Genomic DNA, 18,645 nt, shown 5'->3' with positions numbered 1-18,645 from the left:
ACCTATCGGTGGTGGTGGCGCAGGGGGTGTGACACGCGAGGGGCGGCGAGGGCCCGGTCGAGGTCGGCCATCAGGTCCTCGTGGTCCTCCAGACCGATGGAGAGCCTGACCAGGCTGGAGGCGGGGCGGGCCTCGGAGGCGACGGGCCGGTGGGTCAGCGCCGCGGGGTGCTGGATCAGCGAGTCGACACCGCCCAGTGACACCGCGTGCGTGAACAGGCCGACCGACGAGGTGAGCCGCCTGGCCTGCTCGAAGCCGCCGCGGAGGTCGATCGAGATCATCGCCCCCGTTCCCTTCATCTGCCGGCCGAGCAGCCCGTGCGGATCCCCCGCGATGCCGGGGTAGTGGACGCGGGCGACGCTCGGATGGGTGCTCAGCCAGGCGGCGATGCGCTGGGCGTTCGCCTGTTGCGCGCGGACCCGGATCGGCAGCGTGGCGAGTCCACGGTGCAGGAGGTACGCGCCGAGCGGATGGAGGAGGGCGCCCGTGACGGCGCGCACCCGCCGCAGCGCGGCCGCCCGCTCCCGGTCGCAGGCGATGACGCCGGCGATGACGTCGCCGTGCCCCCCGAGGTACTTGGTCGCGCTGTGCAGGACCATCGCGGCGCCGAGGTCGGCGGGGTTCTGCAGGATCGGGGTGGCGAACGTGTTGTCGACGAGAACGGGCACGCCGCGGGCGGCCTCGACGACGGCGCGGATGTCGACCAGGTCGAGGGTCGGGTTGGCGGGCGTCTCCAGGATGATCAACGCGGTGTCCGGCCGGAGCGCCGCGGCGACGCCCTCGGCCGTGCAGAACCTCACCTCGGTGCCCAGCAGGCCCGAGGCCAGCAGGTGGTCGGTCCCGCCGTACAGGGGCCGGACCGCCAGGACGTGGTGGCGGCCGCTCTCCCTCGTCGTCGCGAGGATCGCCGCGGTCATCGCCGCCATGCCCGAGGAGAAGGCCACGGAGTCCTCGGTGTGCTCCATCCGCGCGAGCGCCGACTCGAAGCGCGCCACAGTCGGATTCCAGAGCCGCGCGTAGACGGCTCCGCCCTCCGGGTGCGGCGTGCCCCCACCGGCCATGGCCTCGTACGAGAGCCCGCCGGTCTCGATGTCCGGCAGCGGGTTGGTGGACGACAGATCGATGGGAAGCGCGTGGACACCGAGTTCCACCAGGTCCTCGCGTCCGGCGTGGACGGCGACGGAGTCGAGCTGCAGGAGGGGCGGAATCATGCCGCAACCATGGTCAAATCCGCAGCGTTTTGCAATGGTCATTGCGGAAACCCGCGCCATTCGCGAAGATCGACGCAGATTCCGCAGAAGGAGCGCCGATGTCCGACCTCCAGCCGAAGAAATCGCAACCCGGTCCGGCGGGTCTCGACGGCACCGACCTGGCCATCCTCGCCGCCCTCGTGGAGGACGGCCGGATGACCAACGCCGCGCTCGCGGCGCGGGTGGGCGTCGCCGAGTCCACGTGCGCGTACCGGGTGCGCGCGCTGAGACAGTCGGGTGTCATCGCTAGCGTCAACGCCCGGCTCGACCTCGGCGCGCTCGGGCGCCCCCTTCAGGCGATCATCAAAGTGCGGCTGGGGAGTCACAACCGCGAGCACGTCCGCGCCCTGTACGACAAGCTGGTCGCGGCGCCGGGGGTGCTGACGGTCTTCCACGTGGGCGGCGGTGACGACTTCCTCCTGCACGTGGCCGTGGCGAGCCCGGCGCGACTCCACGACCTCATCCTGGAACACGTGACCGTCTACCCCGTGGTGCGGCAGACGGAGACCCAGCTCGTGTTCGAGGTGCGCGAAGGCCGTGACGTGCTGCCCGGGTGAACACCCGCGCTCATCGGAGCCCGCCGCCGGTCCTGCATTCGCTCGGTGACCGCTCGGCCGTAACCGCGACCGCGGTGCGCCCGTTCCGGCCCGATCACCTCGACGCGAACGCCGGGATCCGGCACAGGCGCCCCGAGGTCACGCCGAAGCAGGGGGCGCGTACAGCCGCAGGACGCGGGCGAGGAAGCCGGTCATGGTCAGGCAGCCCACGACGTCGCGGCCGGTCATCTCACTCCAGTCCGAGTGACCTCGCCTTCTCGTGCGACGCGGGGACCGTCAGCGGGTGCGCCGTGAAGATCTCCAGCGCGACGGCGGTGCGCTCGTCGCCGAGCGTGGTGAGCGCCCAGCCGGCCTGGGCCGCGAGCAGCGCCGCCTGGTAGACGCGGGCCATGCTCCACGCCAGCTCGCGGGCCGCCGCGGGATCGGGCTCGCGTACGGCGACGTCCCGCGCGGCGGCCCGGATGACCCGCACGGCGGCCTCGGTGCGAGGGTGCGGGTGGGCGGCGAGCAGCGCTTCGACGTCCTCCCGGTACGCGGCGGCGACCTCGGGGTCGCCCAGCACGCGGACGACGTCGAGCGAGAGGACGTTCGTCGTGCCCTCCCAGATGGAGTGCACCTGCACGTCGCGCAGCACCTGCGGGATGCCGGTGTCCTCCAGGTAGCCGGCGCCGCCGAACGACTCCAGCAGCTCCGAGGAGGCGCGCACACCCTGGCGCGCGGTCACCAGCTTGGCCAGCGGCACGACGACCCGGGCCAGGCGCGCGTCGTCCCGGCCCCCGTCCTCCCCGGCCGCGGCTCCCGCCTCCTCCCGGCCGAGGAGCTGCGCGGCGCGCAGCGCCATCTGCACCATGGCCTCGTGCTCGGCGGCCAGCTCGGCGAGCCAGCCGTAGTGCAGGGGAGAGTCCGCGAGCGTGCCGCCCCGCACCCGGCGCCGGGCGGCGTAGTCGCGGGCGAGCTGGAGGAGGTGACCGGTCGCGCCCGGCCCGGCCTGCGCCGACGCCATGCGGGCGACGTGCAGCACGGCCGAGATCTTGGCGATGCCGCCGCCGATCCCGCCGACGGGGACCGCGACCGTGCCGTCCAGGTCGAGCTCGGCCGTGGGCAGGGCGCGGGTGCCGTACTTGTCCTTCATGCGGCGCACCCGCAGCCCGTTCCAGCCGCCGTCCGGCCCGCGCAGCTCCAGCGCGAACAGGGAGAGGCCGCGGCTGCCCGGCTCGGCGCCCTCCGGCCGGGCCAGCGCGACGGCGATGTCGGCGGTGGTGGCCGAGGTGAACCACTTGGTGCCGCGCAGCTCCCAGGTGCCGTCGCCGCGAGGCGTCGCGACGGTGGCGGAGCGCGACAGGTCGGAGCCGCCCTCCTTCTCGGTCATCCACTGCCCGGACGTCCAGCCGCCGACCCGCCTGGTCAGGAGAGGGACGTACCTGGCGGCGAGCTCCGCGTCGTGCCGCCGCAGGCAGGCCACCGCGCCGTCGCTCATGGCGAGCGGGCACAGCGCCGTCGCGTTCACGGCCTGCGCCATCTGGTAGAGCGCGGCCTGCACCACCCGGCCGTGGGCGCCGTACGTCCCCTCGTAGGGGATGGCCACCGCGCCGAGGCCCTGGAGGAGCCGCACCAGCTCGGTCCAGGCCGGGTCCAGCTCGATCCGGTCGATCCGCCGCCCCCACGCGTCGTACGGCAGGTGCCTGGGCGGGTTCGCCTCGGCCCTGGCAGCCAGCGGCGGCATCTCGGTCGCGCATCGTTCGGCGGCCTGGTCCAGGTCCCCGGCCGCCTTCTCGAAGGCGTCCGGGGGAAGGATCCGCTGGACCGCGTGGCGCAACGCCCGGTCGGCGCGCCAGCGGTTGGCGATCCGCGGCGCCTCCTGGACGAAGGGGTCGATCTCGTACCGCTCAGCCGACATCGGCCGTCACTCCTGTCAGGTTCAGCGCGAGCGCCGTCACGTTCGCGATCAGTGCTTCGCCGTCGGCGTGCTCGCGGTCCGGCGCGAGCGGGCCGACCAGGCACTCGGCCACCGCGCCCACCAGCGCGGCGCCGGTCAGCTCCGGATCCTGGGCGGGCAGTTCGCCGCAGGACACGCCCTCCCGGACGAGGCCGGCGAACAGGTCGCGGTAGCGCCGCCGGTACTCCAGCCTGGCCGCGTCGACCGAGGGGTCCACCGGCTCCGCGATCAGCGCGTAGGCGAGGCGGCGCCCGTCCAGCGCGCGGCGGGCGAACGTCGCGACGACCCGGGCGAGGCGGTCGCGCGCCCCGCCGTCCGACGCCGCCACGGAGGCCAGCACGTCCAGCTCGCGTCCGGAGGCGCGCCGGAAGACCTCGGTGAGGAGCGCGCCCCGCGAGGGGAAGTGCCGGTAGATGCCTCCCGCCGACAGCTCCGCCCGTTCGGCCACGGCGGCCACGGCGGCCGCCTCGAAGCCGCTCTCGGCGACCACGTCCCACGCCGCCGAGACGATCCGCTCCCGCACCTCGGCGAGCCGCTTCTCGGTCTTCTCCGTACGCCGGTAGGGCATACCAAGCAGTGAATCCGGATTCGCGGCTTCACGTCAAGAGGAAGTCCGGGACGCCCGCGCGGACCGGTGCGCCCCGCCCACGGGTGGGGCGCGCCGCCGGCGATCCGTCAGCCCCCCGCGGCCTCGACGAGCTTGCGGAGGTCCTCGTCGGTGACGGTGCTGCCGGGGAACCTCGCCATGCTCCGGATCGGCATCTGCTCCGCCATCTTGTACACCGGGCTCGACGGGTCGAGGCCGTGCTCCGCGAGCGCCTGGCGCACGATGCTCCCGACGACGGGGTGCGCGATCCACTCGCCCAGCGTGGAGTCCAGGCCGAACGGCAGGGCCGGTGGGTGCCCCTCGATCGAGACGGAGGCGACGTGCCGGATGTCTCGCGACGAGGCGCCGATCTCCACGGTGTAGTCGCCGTTCTCGACGACCCAGCGGCGTGCCGCCTCGCTGTAGTAGGCGAGGTCGTGGACGGGGAACTCCACCCTCGCCCGCACCGTCTCGCCGGCGGCGACGCTCACCTTGGCGAATCCGCGCAGCTCGCGCACGGCGCGGCCGATCGCCGACCCGCGGAGCCCGGTGTACACCTGGACGACCTCGCGCCCGTCGCGGTGTCCGGTGTTGGTCACGTCGACCTCCACCCGGACCACGTCGCCGTCGAGGGCGACGCCGGGGTTCGCGTAGTCGAACGTGGTGTAGCCGAGGCCGTGGCCGAACGGGAAGCTCACCGGCAGGGCGCGCCTGTCGTAGGAGCGGTAGCCGACGAAGACGCCCTCGCCGTACCGGACGTGGCCCTCATGACCGGGGAAGTCGCAGAAGTCCGGGGTGTCCTCGATGCGCAGGGGGATCGTCTCGGCCAGCCTGCCCGAGGGGTTGACCGCGCCGAACAGGACCCGCGCGGTCGCCGTGCCGCCGCCCTGGCCGAGCAGCCACGCCTCGACGACGGCGGGCACGCGGCCGGCCCATCCGGAGACGCGCACCGCGGACCCGTTCGAGAGGACCACGACGACGTTGGCGTTCACGCCGAGGATCTCGTCCAGCAGGGTGGTCTGCACGTCCGGCAGCTCGATGTGCTCGCGGTCGAACCCCTCGGACTCGTCCTGCGGCGGGAGGCCGAGGAAGAGCACCACCGTGTCGGCCGAGCGGGCCGCGTCCACCGCCTCGGAGACGAGCCGCTCGTCGGGCTCGTTGTCGAGCCGGAATCCGGCGGCGAACCGGACGGCGGCGCCCGTCGCGGCGTCGCGCAGGGCGTCGAGCGCGGAATCGAGCCGGGTGGGGGTGATCTGGGAGCTGCCCGCGCCCTGGTAGCGCGGGGTGCGCGCGAACTCGCCGATGACGGCGATGCTCCCGGACGAGGGGTCCAGAGGCAGGACGGCGCCGTCGTTCTTCAGGAGCACGATGCTCTCGGCGGCCACTCGGCGGGCGAGCTCGTGGTGCTCCTCGGCGTCGTAGGTCGCCTCGGGGTCGACGTTCGCGGCCGCGCGCCGGACGAAGGCGACCATCCGCCGCGTGGTGACGTCCAGGTCCTCCTCGCTGAGCCCGCCGTCCGCCACCGCCGCGACCACCTCGGCCGCCGAACGCCCGCCCGTCGAGGGCATCTCCAGGTCGAGGCCGGCCTTGACGGCCTCGACCCGGTCGTGGACGGCGCCCCAGTCCGAGACGACGATGCCCTCGAAACCCCACTCGCCGCGGAGGACCTCGGTCAGCAGCCAGCGGTTCTCGGCGGAGAAGACCCCGTTGATCGCGTTGTACGAGCACATCACCGTCCACGGCCGCTCCGTGGTCACGATGTGCTGGAACGCCCGGAGGTAGATCTCACGCAGCGATCGCATGTCGACCTCGGCGCTGATCCGCAGCCGGTCCGTCTCCTGGTTGTTGGCGGCGAAGTGCTTCAGCGAGGTGCCGACTCCCTGGGACTGGACGCCGCGAACCCACGCGGCTCCGAGGCGGCCGCTGAGGAAGGGGTCCTCCGAGAAGTACTCGAAGTTGCGCCCGCAGCGGATGGACCTCTTGATGTTGACGCCGGGCCCGAGCACCACGCTGACCCGCTCGGCCCTCGCCTCGGCGCCGATCGCCCGGCCGACCGCCTCGGCGAGGTCGAGGTCCCACGTGGACGCGAGCGCGACGGCGGGCGGGTAGCAGGTGGCCGGGACGCCGTCGAGAACGCCGAGGTGATCGCCGCCCCGCACCTGCTTGCGCAGGCCGTGCGGACCGTCGGCCACCATGATCGAGGGGAGGTCCGCGGACGTGATCGCCGCCGTGGTCCAGAAACCCGCTCCCGTGCTCAGCGCGGCCTTCTCCTCGACGCTGAGTGACGCCACGATGGCGTCCGTGGTTCCGCCTGACATGCCAGATCCCTTCCGGAAGAAAGTTCCAGGAGAAGTCAAGATCGCACAAGAAGCGGGATCCGTAAATGCGGCCGCCGCGGGGCCGGAGCGTTCCGCGTTGAGAATGATCCCTTTAGGCTCGGGGCGTGCCTCGTTACATCCAGCGGCCGACCGCCCGCGTCCTCCTCGCCGACGCCGACGACCGTCTCCTGCTCTTCAGCAGCACGGACGCCACCTGGATCACGCCCGGCGGCGGCATCGCCAAGGGGGAGCCGCTCAACGTGGCGGCGGCGCGGGAGCTGCGCGAGGAGACCGGCCACCGGGTCGCTCCGGAGGCGCTGGGCCCCGTCGTCGCCACCGCCTCCGGCCATTGGCGAGCGGCGTGGGACGGCCGGATCCGATTCTCCGTGGAGTCGTTCTTCTTTCTCCGCGTGCCCGCCTTCGAGTTGGACACGGCAGGTCTCGAACAGCACGAGCGGGCGTACCTCACCGGGCACCGATGGTGGCCGTTCGAGGAGATCCGGTCCACCTCGGAGAACGTGGTCCCCTGGGGGCTGGCCGGAGTGCTGGAGCGCCTTTACGCGGGCGAGATCCCGCCGGAACCGGTCCGGCTCCCCTGGCATCATCCCGAGTTCGCCCACCTCGCGCGGGCCGGGCGGTAGCCGCCGGGCGGTGTGCGGATCGCGTCGCAACCGGCGCGTTTTGCGGCGGTCGTCCGTGGAGGAGATCCGCGCCATCCGCTCCTCGGGGTTCCACTGGTAGACGACAGTGGACAGATGCGGGTGGCCTCTGCTTCCGACGCTCGCCAGCACTCAGAACCGCTGCTCACGCAACAGCCGGGACAGTTCATCCTGGATGAGGGCACAGGGCGCGGGTCCGGAGCCAGGCTTGTTCTTTTCCGTGTTCGCCGTCGTCTCGTTGTCGGTCGTGCTCATCGGTCGGCCTTTCCGCGGTCGTGGAGGAGGTCAGGCGGCGGTGAAGTGCGCCGGCGCCGGGTCCGCGGCCTCTGACTTCCGGGCGGGCCGGCGCAGTACGGCGAAGGCGACGAGGAAGGCGGCGACGAGCAGTCCGGCGCCGACGGTGAAGGCCAGACGGTAGCCGCCGGTCAGCGCGGCGGCCCGGCCCGCGCCGTCGGCGAGCAGGCCCTCGGTGCGGGAGGCCGCGAGCGTGGACAACACCGCGACGCCCACCGCCATGCCGATCTGCTGCGTGGTGTTGAACAGCCCGGACGCGAGCCCGGCGTCGTCGTCCGCCGCGCCGGACATGGCGAGCGTGGTCAGCGCCGGAAGGGCGAGCCCGAAGCCGGCGGCGAGGAGCATCACCGGCAGCAGGTCGGTGAGGTAGTTCGCGTGCACGGGGACGCGGGCGAGCAGCCCGAGGACGCCGATCAGCAGGACCAGCCCCGCCAGCAGGACGTTGCGCTCGCCGAAGCGGGCGTTCAGCCGGGCGGAGACGCCCAGCGACACCACGCCGATGACCGCCGCCGCCGGAAGCATGGCCAGCCCGGTGGCGGCCGCGCCGTACCCGAGCACGTTCTGCAGGTAGAGGGCGACGAGAACCTGGAACGAGAACAGCGCGGCGACCATCAGGACCTGGACCAGGTTGGCCCCGGAGACGCTGCGCGACCGGAAGATCCGCAGCGGCATGAGCGGGGACGCGGCGGTGGCCTGGCGGACGACGAACGCGACGAGAAGGGCGGCGGCGAGGGCGCCCGAGCCGAGCGTGGACCCCGAGGTCCAGCCGCGCTCCGCGACCCCGACGACGGTGGAGATGCCGAGCATCAGCCCGCCGGTGATCAGGACGGCGCCGAGGACGTCGGCTCCGGCGGTCAGACCGAGTCCCCGGTTCCCGGGCAGCACGGACACGCCGATCGCGAGCGACGCCAGCCCGATCGGCAGGTTGATGAAGAAGATCCAGTGCCAGTCGAGGGCGTCGGTGAGGACGCCGCCGAGCACCTGGCCGATCGAGGCTCCGGCGGCGCCGGTGAAACTGAACACGGCGATCGCCCTGGCACGCTCTCGCGGCTCGGTGAACAGCGTCACGAGGATGCCCAGGCCGACGGCGGAGGCCATCGCGCTGCCGACTCCTTGCAGGAAACGGGCGACGACCAGCACGGATGGCGTGGTCGCCGCCCCGGCGAGCAGGGAGGCCGCGGTGAACACCGCGGTGCCGGCCAGGAACATGCGCTTGCGGCCGATCAGGTCGCCGAGCCGCCCGGCCAGCAGGAGCAGGCTGCCGAAAGCGATCAGGTACGCGTTGACGACCCAGCTCAGGCCGGCGGGGGAGAAGCCGAGGTCGTCCTGGATGGCCGGCATCGCGACGGTCACGATGCTGCCGTCGAGGATGATCATCAGCGTGCCCGTGGCGATCACGCCGAGGGCGAGCCGCCGTGACCGGGTCGTGGACGGGGCCGGGGAGGTGGTGGGCATGGGTGGTCTCTCCTGTCGATCAGTGACAAGAAGGACCGTAGCAGATAGTTTCATTGCAGACTATCTTTTTCGGTTCTGCTTCCCCTGCCGCCGACCCGCGCCCCATCGGCCATGGGGGAGGTGGGTGCGGGTCGGGAGGCCGGGGGCGACGAACGTTCAGCCCGGCGCTCCTGCCACGCGCGCGATCACTTGACCTCCTTGCGGGACACACGCGCGACGCCGAGCAGCAGCGGGATCACGATCCACAGGGCCGCCGAGACGGCGATCCGGGAGAGGTCGGCATGCGCCCAGTCGCCGGTCGCGAGGGGGGCGGTGGTCCTGTTGAGGTCGAGCCACTCGGCGGCCGTCTCGCCGGCGGCGCCGAGCATGGCGACGGCGTTCCACACGCCGGTGCTCGCCAGGTAGACGACGATCGCGGCCGGGCCGTTGAGCAGGAGCGCGCCGAGGGCCACCCCCATCATGACGAAGAGCGTGTTGGTCGCCGTCCAGCCCGCCATGGCCGCGGGTGTGGCGTTCCAGTCGGCGGGCAGGTCCCGCAAGGCGCTGGTCAGCGCGGTCGCCGGGATCGCGACGAGCACCGCGAACAGGCTGGCCGCCACGGCGGTGACCGCCGGCGGGATCGTCTTGGCCGCCATCACCCGCCATCTGCGGGGCTCCAGCGCGAACGTCGTCAGCGCCGTGCGGTGGCTCCACTCGTTCGTCACCGTGAGGATGCCGAGCACGGGCAGGATGGTGGAGTAGCCGATGCCGGCCGTCCAGACCAGCCGCCGCATGTCGGGTCCGGCGTACAGGCCGCGCCCGGCGACGGCCGCGACGGTCACGCAGAGCAGGACCGCGGTCAGGATCGCGGCGCTGCGGGTGTCGAACAGCTTGCGGGTCTCGACGGCCAGCAGGCGGTGGAAGGGGATCGTCATCGGGCGCTCCGGTCGGCGTTCGCGGTCAACTCGAGGAAGGTCTGCTCCAGGCCGCCGCCGCGGTCGAGCTCGGCGACGGTGCCCTGGACGAGCACGCGGCCGCGGCCGATCACCACGATGTGGTCGGCCACCTGCTCCACCTCGTGCAGGAGGTGGGAGCTGAGCAGCACGGCGCAGCCCGCGTCCGCCAGGTCGCGCAGCAGCGTGCGCATCCACCGGATGCCCTGCGGGTCGAGGCCGTTGGCCGGCTCGTCGAGGACGAGCACGCGCGGCCCGCCGAGCAGCGCGTGCGCGATGCCGAGCCGCTGCCGCATGCCGAGGGAGTAGGAGCCGACGGCGCGCCGCGCCTCCTTGCGGGTCAGGCCGACCAGGTCGAGCACCTCGCCGACACGTGGTCCGGGCAGCCCCAGCGCGACCGCGCCGAGGGTCAGGGTCTCGCGCCCGCTGCGGCCCGGGTGGAGCGCCCCGGCGTCGAGCAGGGTGCCGACCTGGTGGGCGGGTCGCTCCAGCTCGTGGTACGGAACGCCGAGCACGGTGGCCGACCCTGAGGTGGCCCGGCAGAGCCCCACCAGGATGCGCAGCGCCGTGGACTTGCCCGCCCCGTTCGGGCCGACGAACCCGGTGACGCCGCCCGGCTCGATGGTGAAGGACACGTCGTCGAGGGCCTTCACGTCCTTGTAGGTCTTGCTGACATGGCTGAACTCGATCACGCGGCCAAGTCCATCGTGGAAGGGCCGGTCCGCTCATCGGAGCCGGGTCGACGATCGGATAGACCCAGGGTGGTACGGCGATCGACCCAGGTGGCTGGAAGCACGCCGCGGAATTCCTAGGCTTGGGCGCGTGAACGACCGCCCGGACCATCAACCTCCCCTCGACCGGTGGGGCAGCGTGCTGCGCTACCTCGCGGCGCTGGCGCCGATCCTCTTCTACGGCGCGGTCTGGGTCTGGGTCGTCCCCCAGGAGCCGGAGCGGCTGCCGCGCGCCCTGCTCGATGGGGGACTGAGCCTGCTGGGGCTGGTCCTCATGCGGTGGCGGCGCCGGTGGCCCTGGCAGATCGCCGCGGTCACCGCGCTGCTGACCGCCCTGTCCAGCATGGCGACCGGTCCCGCCCAGGTGGCGTACGTGTCCCTGTGCACGCACCGGCGCCTGCGGCAGATCCTCCCGGTCGCGATCCTGTTCTGGGTCTGCATGGGCGTGTACGCGGTCTCGGGCGGCATCACGCAGCAGGCCGTGGTCAGCCTGACCACCGGGACCGCGATCCTGGGCGGGCTGACCGTCCTCGGCCTCTACCTCCGCTCCACGCGGGACGCCGAGCTGGCCGCCCGGCGTGAGGAGCTGCGGCGCATCGAGCAGGCCAAGCTGGAGGAGCGTACGAAGATCGCCCAGGAGATGCACGACGCGCTGGCCCACCGCATGTCGCTGCTGGCGATGCTCGCCGGCGGCCTGGCGCACCGCGCCGACCTCGGTCCGGAGGAGACCCGGCGGACGGCGCGGGCCATCCACGAGAACGCCCACCGGTCGCTCAACGAGCTGCGCACCGTCCTCGGCACCCTCCGCTCCGACGGCGGCACCGCGGCCCCGCAACCGACCCTGGCCGACCTGCGGGAGCTGTTCCACGAGGTACGGGCCGCCGGGCAGAAGGTGGTGGTGGCCGACACCGTCGAGGAGCGCGACCGGCTCCCCACGCAGACCGGGCGCAACGCGTACCGGGTCGTTCAGGAGGCGCTCACCAACGCGCGCAAACACGCGCCCGGTAGCACCGTGACGGTGGAGTTGCGTGGGCGGCCGGTCGACGCGCTGCGCATCCGCGTGAGCAACTCGACGCTGTACGCGGCGTCCGCCGGTCCCGGCGCCAGGCTGGGCCTGGTCAGCCTGGGGGAACGGGTCCGGATGGCCGGCGGCACGATCACCCACGCAGACCGGGACGGGCGCTTCGTCCTCGATGTCCGGTTGCCGTGGGAGGCTTGACGCTGTGATCCGAGTGGTGGTCGTGGACGACGACCCGATGGTGCGCACGGGCGTGCGCCTCATCCTGGGCGGCGAGCCCGACCTGGAGATCGTCGGCGAGGCGGGCGACGGCCGCGAGGCGGTGGGCGTGGTCCGCGGGGCGCGGCCCGACGTCGTGCTGATGGACATCCGCATGCCGGGACAGGACGGCCTGGTCACGACCGAGACGCTGATGTCCTGGCCGGAGCCGCCGCGGATCCTGGTGCTGACCGCCTTCGACGCCGACGACATGGTGCTGCGGGCGCTCCGTCTCGGCGCCGCCGGGTTCCTGCTCAAGGACACCGCGCCGGCCAGGATGATCGAGGCGGTCCGCGCGGTGGCGGCCGGCGAGCCGGTGTTGTCGCCGAGCGTCACCCACCAGGTGATCGCCGCCGCGACCGGCGGTCACGACCCGGGCCGCGAGGAGGCCCGGCGGGAGCTGGCCAAGCTGACCGACCGGGAACGGGAGGTCGCCGTCGAGGTGGCCAGAGGCCGTTCCAACACCGAGATCGCCGAGCGTCTCTACATGAGCGTCGCCACGGTCAAGGCCAACGTCACCCGCATCTTCGCCAAGCTCGGCGCCGACAACCGGGTCCAGGTCGCCATGAAGGTCCGCGACGCCGGGCTGGCCGGGGGCGCCTCCCGCGCCCCCGGCGAGCCGGGGTGACCCCCGCCGAGGCCGGCCTCGCCGCGGGCCTCGTCAGCGGCTGCCGGCGATGTGGTTCGCCGCGATGTAGCCGAACGTCATGGCCGGGCCGATGGTGGAGCCGGCGCCGGCGTAACTGTGGCCCATGACGGCGGCGCCGGCGTTGCCGGCCGCGTAGAGACCGGGGATGACCGCGCCGGCCGGTGAGAGCACCCGGGCCGCGGCGTCGGTGACCATCCCGCCCTTCGTGCCCAGATCACCCGGGACGATCTTGAAGGCGTAGAACGGCGGCAGCCACAACGGGGCGAGACAGGAGTTGGGGATGACCGCCGGGTCCGTGTAGTAGTGGTCGTAGGCGCTGTCGCCGCGCTTGAAGTCGAGATCCTTGCCGGTGATGGCGAAGCCGTTGAAGCGGCTGACCGTGGCCTGCAGGTCGTGGGCGGGGACGCCCATCTTGGCGGCCAGGCCCGCGATCGTGCCCGACCTGACCAGGGCGCCGTTGCCGTACCACGAGTCCGGGAACGGCAGGGTCGGCGCGAGGTCCTTGAAGAGATACCGGTTCCGGTAGTTCTGGTCGATGACCATCCAGGCGGGGATGTCCGGCGCCGCGGCGTTCTTCTCGTACATGACGTGGACCACGTCGCTGTAGGGCGCGGCCTCGTTCACGAAGCGCTTCCCCTGCTGGTTGACGATGATGCTGCCCGGCAGCGTGCGCTCGGCCAGGCAGAAGTACGGCTCCTCGGGCAGCGGGATCACCGGCCCCCACCAGGAGTCGTCCATCAGCGCGACCTCGGCGCCGGCCGCGAGACCGGCTCTGATGCCGTCGCCGGTGTTGGACGAGGCGCCGACCGTCCAGTCGGTGCCGATCGGCTGCCGCTGGTAGCGGTCGCGCATCTCGGCGTTGTGCTCGAAGCCGCCCGAGGCGACGACGACCCCGTACTTCGCCCGGATGAGGGTCTGCACACCGTCGCGGGTCACCAGCACGCCGGTGACCCGGCCGGCGTCGACGCGCAGATCGACGAGCGGGGTGTTCAGCCAGACCGGCACCCCGGCCCGCAGCAGTCCCGCCCGCAGCGCCCCGGCCAGCGACTGGCCCATGGTGAGCGGCTTCACACCCTGCGCGGCGGCCTTGATCCAGCGGTCGTACGTCTTGAGGGCGATGGCGGTGCCCTTGGCGTTGACCAGGGCGAGGTTGAGCCATTTGTAGTCGGCGCTGAAGACCACCTGGCCGTTGGGAACCGGGATGTAGGCGGGGTTCAGGTTGGCCAGCTCCGGGCCGAGGAGGTTCCCGTCGAACATGTCCGGCTCGATCGACCGGCCGTTCGGCAGGCCGCCGGGCAGCTCGGGATAGTAGTCGGAGTACCCCTCCATGAAGCGGAAGCGCAGCGGGCTGTTCCGCGTCACGAAGGAGATCATCGCGGGGCCGTTGTCGAGGAACGCCGCCTGCCGGTCCGCGGGCACCTCGGCGCCGACGACCGCCGAGAGATAGGCCGCGGCCTTGGCCGGGGTGTCCGGCACGCCGGCGGCGAGGATGACCTCGTTGTTCGGGATCCAGATCCCCGCGCCGGACCGGGCCGCCGAGCCGCCGAACTTGGCCGCCTTCTCGACCACGAGCGTGTTCAACCCGCGTTTCGCCGCCGTCAGCGCGGCGGTCATTCCGGCCGCTCCGGCGCCGACGACCACGACGTCGTACTCCGGTGCGTTCGCGGTGTCGGCATGCGCGGCGACGGCGCCGAGCAGTTTCGAGCCGAACGCGATCCCGGCTCCGGCGGCGGCGCCGCGCAGAACCTGGCGGCGGGTCGGGTGAGAACTGTGAGCAGGCATTCGAAGACCCTTCGCGGAAGACAACGGCCTGACGGCAACTGGCGTACGGGACCTGCTGGGGTGGAACGTGTTCTAGTTAGCGCCCAATCATGCGCTTGGTTGGTTTGGCTGTCAACGACGCAGGTCGTGGATCCGCGGCCGGATCCGGACACCTGGGCGGAGACGGTCCCCATACGACGGAACGGGGCCCGGCCACGTCCCGGACCGGCGGATAACCGCCGAAGGGGCGTGGCCGGGCCCCGCGCGACTTCCCGGCCCGGGCCTGCGGTCAGCGGCGCAGCCGCAGCGTGACCAGCTCGAACGGCCGCAGCGACACGGCCACCTCGTTCCCCTCGTGCCCCCACTCCGCGAGGGGCCGCTCCAGCAGGTCCGTCGCCGTGACGCCGGTGAGCGGGAAGCCCGCGGTCAGCGTCGCCCTGGCCCGGCCCCCGTGCGCCTCGTGGAACCGCACGACCACGTCGCCGCTCCCGTCGTCGGCCAGCTTGACCGCGGTCACGACGACCGCGTCGTCGTCGATCGCGACCAGCGGGGCGACCTCGGCGCCGCCGCCCACGCGCCGGGCGGGCAGGTTGATGAAGTAGCCCTCCCGGACCGCGTCGCCGATCGTCGCGCCGGGCACGAGCGCGTGCCGGAAGCGGTGGACGCCCTGGTCGGTCTCGGGGTCGGGGAAGCGCGGCGCGCGCAGCAGGGAGACCCGGACCGTCGTCGTGGTGCCCGAGTCGGACGCGCGGACCGTGCGGGTGACGTCGTGGCCGTAGGTCGAGTCGTTGACCAGGGCCACACCCCAGCCGGGCTCCTCCAGGTGGACGAAGCGATGGTTGCACGCCTCGAACTTGGCGGCCTCCCAGCTCGTGTTGGTGTGAGTCGCGCGGAAGGAGTGGCCGTACTGGGTCTCCGAGGCGTACCGCTCGGCGCGCACGTCCAGGGGGAAGGCGAGCTTGAGGAACTTCTCCGTCTCGTGCCAGTCGACCTCGGTCTCGATGTCGAGCCGCCTGGCGCCGGGCGCGAGGCTGAGGATCTGGGTCACGGTGGAGCGGCCGAACGAGCGGCTCACGCGGACGGACCCGGGCTCCTCGCCGGGCGTCACCTCGTCGGCGTCCACCAGGTCGGAGACCGTGTTGCGGTAGAACTCGTCCACGTCCCAGGCGTCCCACATGTTGGGGAAGTCGGCGTGGAGCTGCAACAGGTTCGCCGCCCGGCCGGGGGCGACGGCCTCCCGCCCGGAGGCGAGGTCGCACACGGACACGACGAGGCCGCGCCCGTCGATCTCGACCCTGAGCAGGCCGTTGTCGAGGACGTGGCCGCCTCCGTCGCGCGGGCGCAGACCGGTGGCGCCGCCGCCGAGCGGGACGGCGGCGCCGCCCGCGGGCACACCCTCCCGGGTGTGCGGCGCGGAGTTGAAGAGGAGCACGGCGCCCTCACGGCGACCGCTCGCGCCGGGGCCGCTCGCGCCTGCTCCCGGGGCGCCGGCGAGGGCGCGCTGCGCCGCCTCGACGATCTCCTCCAGCTCCTCCGCCACGGCCGCGTACGTCCGCTCCGCCTCGCGGTGCACCCAGGCGATCGACGAGCCGGGCAGGATGTCGTGGAACTGGTGGAGCAGCACCGTCTTCCAGATCCGGTCGAGCCGCTCGTACGGATAGGGGTGGCCGGCCCGCACGGCGGCGGTGGCGGACCACAGCTCGGCCTCCCGCAGCAGCGACTCGCTGCGCCGATTGCCCCGCTTGGTCTTGGCCTGGCTGGTGAGCGTGGCCCGGTGGAGTTCGAGGTAGAGCTCGCCGACCCAGACCGGCGGGTCGGCGTACTCGGCCTCGGCCTTGGCGAAGAACGCGGCGGGCGTCTCCCACGTGACGGTGGCCGACCCCTCCAGGTCGCGCATCCTGGCCGCCTTGGCGACCATCTCGCGGGTGGTGCCGCCGCCGCCGTCGCCCCATCCCGTCGGCGCGAGCGAGTGCCGCGCGACGCCCTTGTCCTTGAAGTTGCGCGCCGCGTGCGCGATCTCACCGCCCTTCATCGAGCAGTTGTACGTGTCCACCGGCGGGAAGTGGGTGAAGATCCGGGTGCCGTCGATGCCCTCCCAGAGGAAGGTGTGGTGCGGGAACGTGTTGGTCCGGCTCCACGAGATCTTCTGGGTGAGCAGCCACCTCGACCCGGCCGCCTTGATGATCTGGGGGAGTCCGGCGGCGAAGCCGAACGTGTCGGGCAGCCACACCTCCTCGTTCTCGACGCCGAACTCCTCCAGGAAGAACCGTTTGCCGTGCACGAACTGCCGGGCCATCGCCTCCGAGCCCGGCATGTTGGTGTCGGACTCCACCCACATGCCGCCGGCCGGGACGAACCGCCCGGCGCTCACCGCCTTGGTCACCTTGGTCCACACCTCGGGCCGGTGCTCCTTGATCCAGGCCCACTGCTGCGCCTGCGACATGGCGAAGACGAAGTCGGGCTCGTCGTCGAGCAGCGCGGTCATGTTGGACGTGGTCCTGGCGACCTTGCGCACGGTCTCGCGGAGCGGCCAGAGCCACGCCGAGTCGATGTGCGCGTGGCCGACGGCGCTGATCCGGTGCGCGGACGGCTCGGCGGGCGAGGAGAGGACGCCGGCCAGCCGCTCGCGGGCCGCGGCCGCCGTGCCGTTCACGTCCTGCAGGTCGAGGGCGTCGAGGGACCGCCCGACGGCGCGTAGGATCTCCCAGCGGCGGGCGCCCTCGGCCGGAAGCTCCCGCATGAGCTCGCCCAGCACCTCCAGGTCCATCACGAGCCGCCACACCGTCTCGTCGAAGACGGCCAGGTCCATCCGGGCCAGCCGGTACTGCGGCTCCGTCCCGGCGGTCTCCCTGTCGCCGAGTCGCGTCGGCAGGAAGGGGTGGTAGTCGAGGATGACCGGGTTGGAGGCGGCCTCGACGTGCAGCCGCACCTCCTCGCCGCCCTCCGCCGGCGACCCGACGCGTACCCACTGGTTGCGCGGGTTGAGCCCCTTCACCGGCGTGCCGTCCGGGCGGTAGACGAGCCCCTCGCACTGGAAGCCCGGCATGTTCTCGTCGAACCCGAGGTCGAGGATCGCCTCCACCGTCCGGCCCGCCCACGCGGCGGGCACCGTGCCGGTGACGGTGAACCAGCTCGTGCCCCACGGCGCGCCCCAGCGGTCGCCGACCGCGATCGGCTCCGGTACGGCCGCCAGGCCCTCGGCGACGGGGACCGGCTCCCCGGGCGCGTGCCAGACGCCGACGTCGAGCGGCACGGACTCGGGGTACACGGCCGGGCGGACACGCTCGTCGAGGACGCGCTTGAGCCGGGCTTCGACCAGGTCGCGGTCGTCGTGCATCAGGGCTCTCCTTGTGCGTGGAGGTGCATGGATACGATCAACCCTTGATCGCGCCTTCCTCGACGCCCCGGAAGAAGAACCGCTGGAGCGCCGCGAACACGATCACGATGGGCACGAAGGAGATCATCGTGCCGGCGGCGATGAGCCGCGGGTTGGCGATGAACGTGCCGTTGAGGTACTGCAGGCCGACGGTGAGCGTGTAGTTCGCCGGGTCGGTGAGGACGATCAACGGCCACAGGAAGTCGTCCCAGGCTCCGATGAACGCGAAGATCGTGATCACGCTGAGCATTCCCCGCACGTTGGGCAGGCCGATGTGGAGCAGGCGCTGCCAGACCGTCGCGCCGTCGATGACGGCGGCCTCGTCCATCTCCGGCGGGATCGCCTGGAACGCGGTGCGCATCAGGAGCACGTTGAGCATCCCGATGGCGCCGGGCAGGGCCACGCCGAGCAGCGTGTCGGCCAGGCCCAGGCCGCGCACGGTGACGTACTGGGACACGATCGTCACCTCCCCGGGCAGCACGAGCGTCGCCAGGAACAGCCCGAGGAGCAGCTTCGCGCCCCGGAACCGCAGCTTGGCGAGGGCATACCCCGCGACGGTCGCGCCCACGGCGTTCCCGGCCACCACGATGACGGCCACCACCAGCGAGTTGACGGCGTACGACCAGACGGGGATGGTGCGGGCCACCTCGGCGTAGTTGGCGAGCGTGGGATGCTCGGGCAGGAAGCTCGGCGTCCGCGAGTAGATGTCCTCGTCCAGGCTCTTGAGCGAGGTGGAGAGCTGCCACAGGAACGGCGAGACGGTGAGCGCGAGCACGAGCAGCAGCAGCGCGTAGCGCAGCGCCTTCTCGCCGGCGCCGATCCTGTTGAAGCCGCTCGGCCGCCCGGCCTTGGCGTGCGCCGCCAC

Annotated in this window: 15 protein-coding genes; 4 read left to right on the top strand and 11 right to left on the bottom strand. The window is 72.6% G+C overall.

Going from position 1 to position 18,645, the window contains the following annotated elements; all coding sequences use genetic code 11:
* Positions 1 to 2: 2 nt before the first annotated feature.
* On the bottom strand, positions 3 to 1,211 hold the full coding sequence (locus tag AWQ70_RS00535; protein ID WP_067168637.1) for a trans-sulfuration enzyme family protein: 1,209 nt from the start codon (positions 1,209 to 1,211) through the stop codon (positions 3 to 5).
* Positions 1,212 to 1,309: 98 nt separating this feature from the next.
* Between AWQ70_RS00535 and AWQ70_RS00530 the strand changes: the two genes are divergently transcribed.
* A complete protein-coding gene (locus tag AWQ70_RS00530) occupies positions 1,310 to 1,807 on the top strand; it encodes an Lrp/AsnC family transcriptional regulator (RefSeq protein WP_067168634.1) in 498 nt (165 codons plus the stop codon).
* A gap of 229 nt (positions 1,808 to 2,036) precedes the next feature.
* Here the strand turns inward: AWQ70_RS00530 and AWQ70_RS00525 are convergent, their stop codons facing one another.
* The 3 genes from AWQ70_RS00525 to AWQ70_RS00515 all read right to left on the bottom strand — a co-directional run bounded on the left by AWQ70_RS00525 (position 2,037) and on the right by AWQ70_RS00515 (position 6,647).
* Positions 2,037 to 3,704 (bottom strand): acyl-CoA dehydrogenase family protein, encoded by a 1,668-nt coding sequence (locus AWQ70_RS00525; RefSeq protein ID WP_067168632.1) that lies wholly within the window; start codon positions 3,702 to 3,704, stop codon positions 2,037 to 2,039.
* Positions 3,694 to 4,311, bottom strand: a complete 618-nt coding sequence (locus AWQ70_RS00520; RefSeq protein ID WP_067168630.1) for a TetR/AcrR family transcriptional regulator — start codon at positions 4,309 to 4,311, stop codon at positions 3,694 to 3,696. Before AWQ70_RS00520 ends, AWQ70_RS00525 begins: the two co-directional genes overlap by 11 nt.
* Positions 4,312 to 4,418: 107 nt before the next feature.
* On the bottom strand, positions 4,419 to 6,647 hold the full coding sequence (locus AWQ70_RS00515) for a glycoside hydrolase family 3 C-terminal domain-containing protein (RefSeq protein ID WP_067168628.1): 2,229 nt from the start codon (positions 6,645 to 6,647) through the stop codon (positions 4,419 to 4,421).
* A 125-nt stretch (positions 6,648 to 6,772) separates the two neighbouring features.
* Between AWQ70_RS00515 and AWQ70_RS00510 the strand changes: the two genes are divergently transcribed.
* Positions 6,773 to 7,288, top strand: a complete 516-nt coding sequence (locus AWQ70_RS00510; RefSeq protein WP_067168626.1) for an NUDIX hydrolase — start codon at positions 6,773 to 6,775, stop codon at positions 7,286 to 7,288.
* A 150-nt stretch (positions 7,289 to 7,438) separates the two neighbouring features.
* Here AWQ70_RS00510 and AWQ70_RS41865 read toward each other — a convergent pair whose 3' ends face one another.
* The 4 genes from AWQ70_RS41865 to AWQ70_RS00495 form a co-directional block, all read right to left on the bottom strand.
* Positions 7,439 to 7,561, bottom strand: a complete 123-nt coding sequence (locus tag AWQ70_RS41865; protein WP_281196809.1) for a hypothetical protein — start codon at positions 7,559 to 7,561, stop codon at positions 7,439 to 7,441.
* A 30-nt stretch (positions 7,562 to 7,591) separates the two neighbouring features.
* A complete protein-coding gene (locus AWQ70_RS00505) occupies positions 7,592 to 9,055 on the bottom strand; it encodes an MFS transporter (RefSeq protein WP_067168623.1) in 1,464 nt (487 codons plus the stop codon).
* A gap of 185 nt (positions 9,056 to 9,240) precedes the next feature.
* Positions 9,241 to 9,969 (bottom strand): ABC transporter permease, encoded by a 729-nt coding sequence (locus AWQ70_RS00500; protein ID WP_067168621.1) that lies wholly within the window; start codon positions 9,967 to 9,969, stop codon positions 9,241 to 9,243.
* A complete protein-coding gene (locus AWQ70_RS00495) occupies positions 9,966 to 10,679 on the bottom strand; it encodes an ABC transporter ATP-binding protein (protein ID WP_067168619.1) in 714 nt (237 codons plus the stop codon). The genes AWQ70_RS00500 and AWQ70_RS00495 overlap by 4 nt, the downstream gene beginning before the upstream one ends.
* Before the next feature lie 130 nt (positions 10,680 to 10,809).
* On the opposite strand from AWQ70_RS00495, the gene AWQ70_RS00490 reads away from it, so the two are divergent.
* Both AWQ70_RS00490 and AWQ70_RS00485 read left to right on the top strand, forming a co-directional pair.
* Positions 10,810 to 11,937 carry a sensor histidine kinase gene (locus AWQ70_RS00490; RefSeq protein ID WP_067168617.1) on the top strand — a complete coding sequence of 376 codons (1,128 nt, stop codon included), beginning with the start codon at positions 10,810 to 10,812 and terminating at the stop codon, positions 11,935 to 11,937.
* A 4-nt stretch (positions 11,938 to 11,941) separates the two neighbouring features.
* Positions 11,942 to 12,622, top strand: a complete 681-nt coding sequence (locus AWQ70_RS00485; protein ID WP_245646597.1) for a response regulator — start codon at positions 11,942 to 11,944, stop codon at positions 12,620 to 12,622.
* A gap of 33 nt (positions 12,623 to 12,655) precedes the next feature.
* On the opposite strand, the gene kstD is transcribed toward AWQ70_RS00485, so the two are convergent.
* The 3 genes from kstD to AWQ70_RS00470 form a co-directional block, all read right to left on the bottom strand.
* Positions 12,656 to 14,425, bottom strand: a complete 1,770-nt coding sequence (gene kstD / locus AWQ70_RS00480; RefSeq protein WP_067168613.1) for a 3-oxosteroid 1-dehydrogenase — start codon at positions 14,423 to 14,425, stop codon at positions 12,656 to 12,658.
* Between the two features lie 268 nt (positions 14,426 to 14,693).
* The gene (locus tag AWQ70_RS00475; protein WP_067168611.1) at positions 14,694 to 17,741 is read right to left on the bottom strand and encodes an alpha-mannosidase; all 3,048 of its coding nucleotides are present in this window, start codon (positions 17,739 to 17,741) and stop codon (positions 14,694 to 14,696) included.
* Positions 17,742 to 17,778: 37 nt separating this feature from the next.
* Entirely contained in the window at positions 17,779 to 18,645 is an 867-nt protein-coding gene (locus AWQ70_RS00470) for a carbohydrate ABC transporter permease (protein WP_067168609.1), read from the bottom strand.

The sequence above is a fragment of the Microtetraspora niveoalba genome (assembly GCF_001570405.1).
Lineage (GTDB): Bacteria > Actinomycetota > Actinomycetes > Streptosporangiales > Streptosporangiaceae > Microtetraspora > Microtetraspora niveoalba.
The sequence above is the reverse complement of the archived record's forward strand: the minus strand, read 5'-3'. Positions and strand labels throughout refer to the sequence as shown.

What these genes read in the sequence shown, in the direction of transcription:
- AWQ70_RS00530 (WP_067168634.1), top strand. Translation starts at nt 1,310, where the DNA reads ATGTCCGACCTCCAGCCGAAGAAATCGCAACCCGGTCCGGCGGGTCTC.
- AWQ70_RS00535 (WP_067168637.1), bottom strand. Translation starts at nt 1,211, where the DNA reads ATGATTCCGCCCCTCCTGCAGCTCGACTCCGTCGCCGTCCACGCCGGA.
- kstD (WP_067168613.1), bottom strand. Translation starts at nt 14,425, where the DNA reads ATGCCTGCTCACAGTTCTCACCCGACCCGCCGCCAGGTTCTGCGCGGC.
- AWQ70_RS00500 (WP_067168621.1), bottom strand. Translation starts at nt 9,969, where the DNA reads ATGACGATCCCCTTCCACCGCCTGCTGGCCGTCGAGACCCGCAAGCTG.
- AWQ70_RS00475 (WP_067168611.1), bottom strand. Translation starts at nt 17,741, where the DNA reads ATGCACGACGACCGCGACCTGGTCGAAGCCCGGCTCAAGCGCGTCCTC.
- AWQ70_RS00515 (WP_067168628.1), bottom strand. Translation starts at nt 6,647, where the DNA reads ATGTCAGGCGGAACCACGGACGCCATCGTGGCGTCACTCAGCGTCGAG.
- AWQ70_RS00525 (WP_067168632.1), bottom strand. Translation starts at nt 3,704, where the DNA reads ATGTCGGCTGAGCGGTACGAGATCGACCCCTTCGTCCAGGAGGCGCCG.
- AWQ70_RS00505 (WP_067168623.1), bottom strand. Translation starts at nt 9,055, where the DNA reads ATGCCCACCACCTCCCCGGCCCCGTCCACGACCCGGTCACGGCGGCTC.
- AWQ70_RS00520 (WP_067168630.1), bottom strand. Translation starts at nt 4,311, where the DNA reads ATGCCCTACCGGCGTACGGAGAAGACCGAGAAGCGGCTCGCCGAGGTG.
- AWQ70_RS41865 (WP_281196809.1), bottom strand. Translation starts at nt 7,561, where the DNA reads ATGAGCACGACCGACAACGAGACGACGGCGAACACGGAAAAGAACAAG.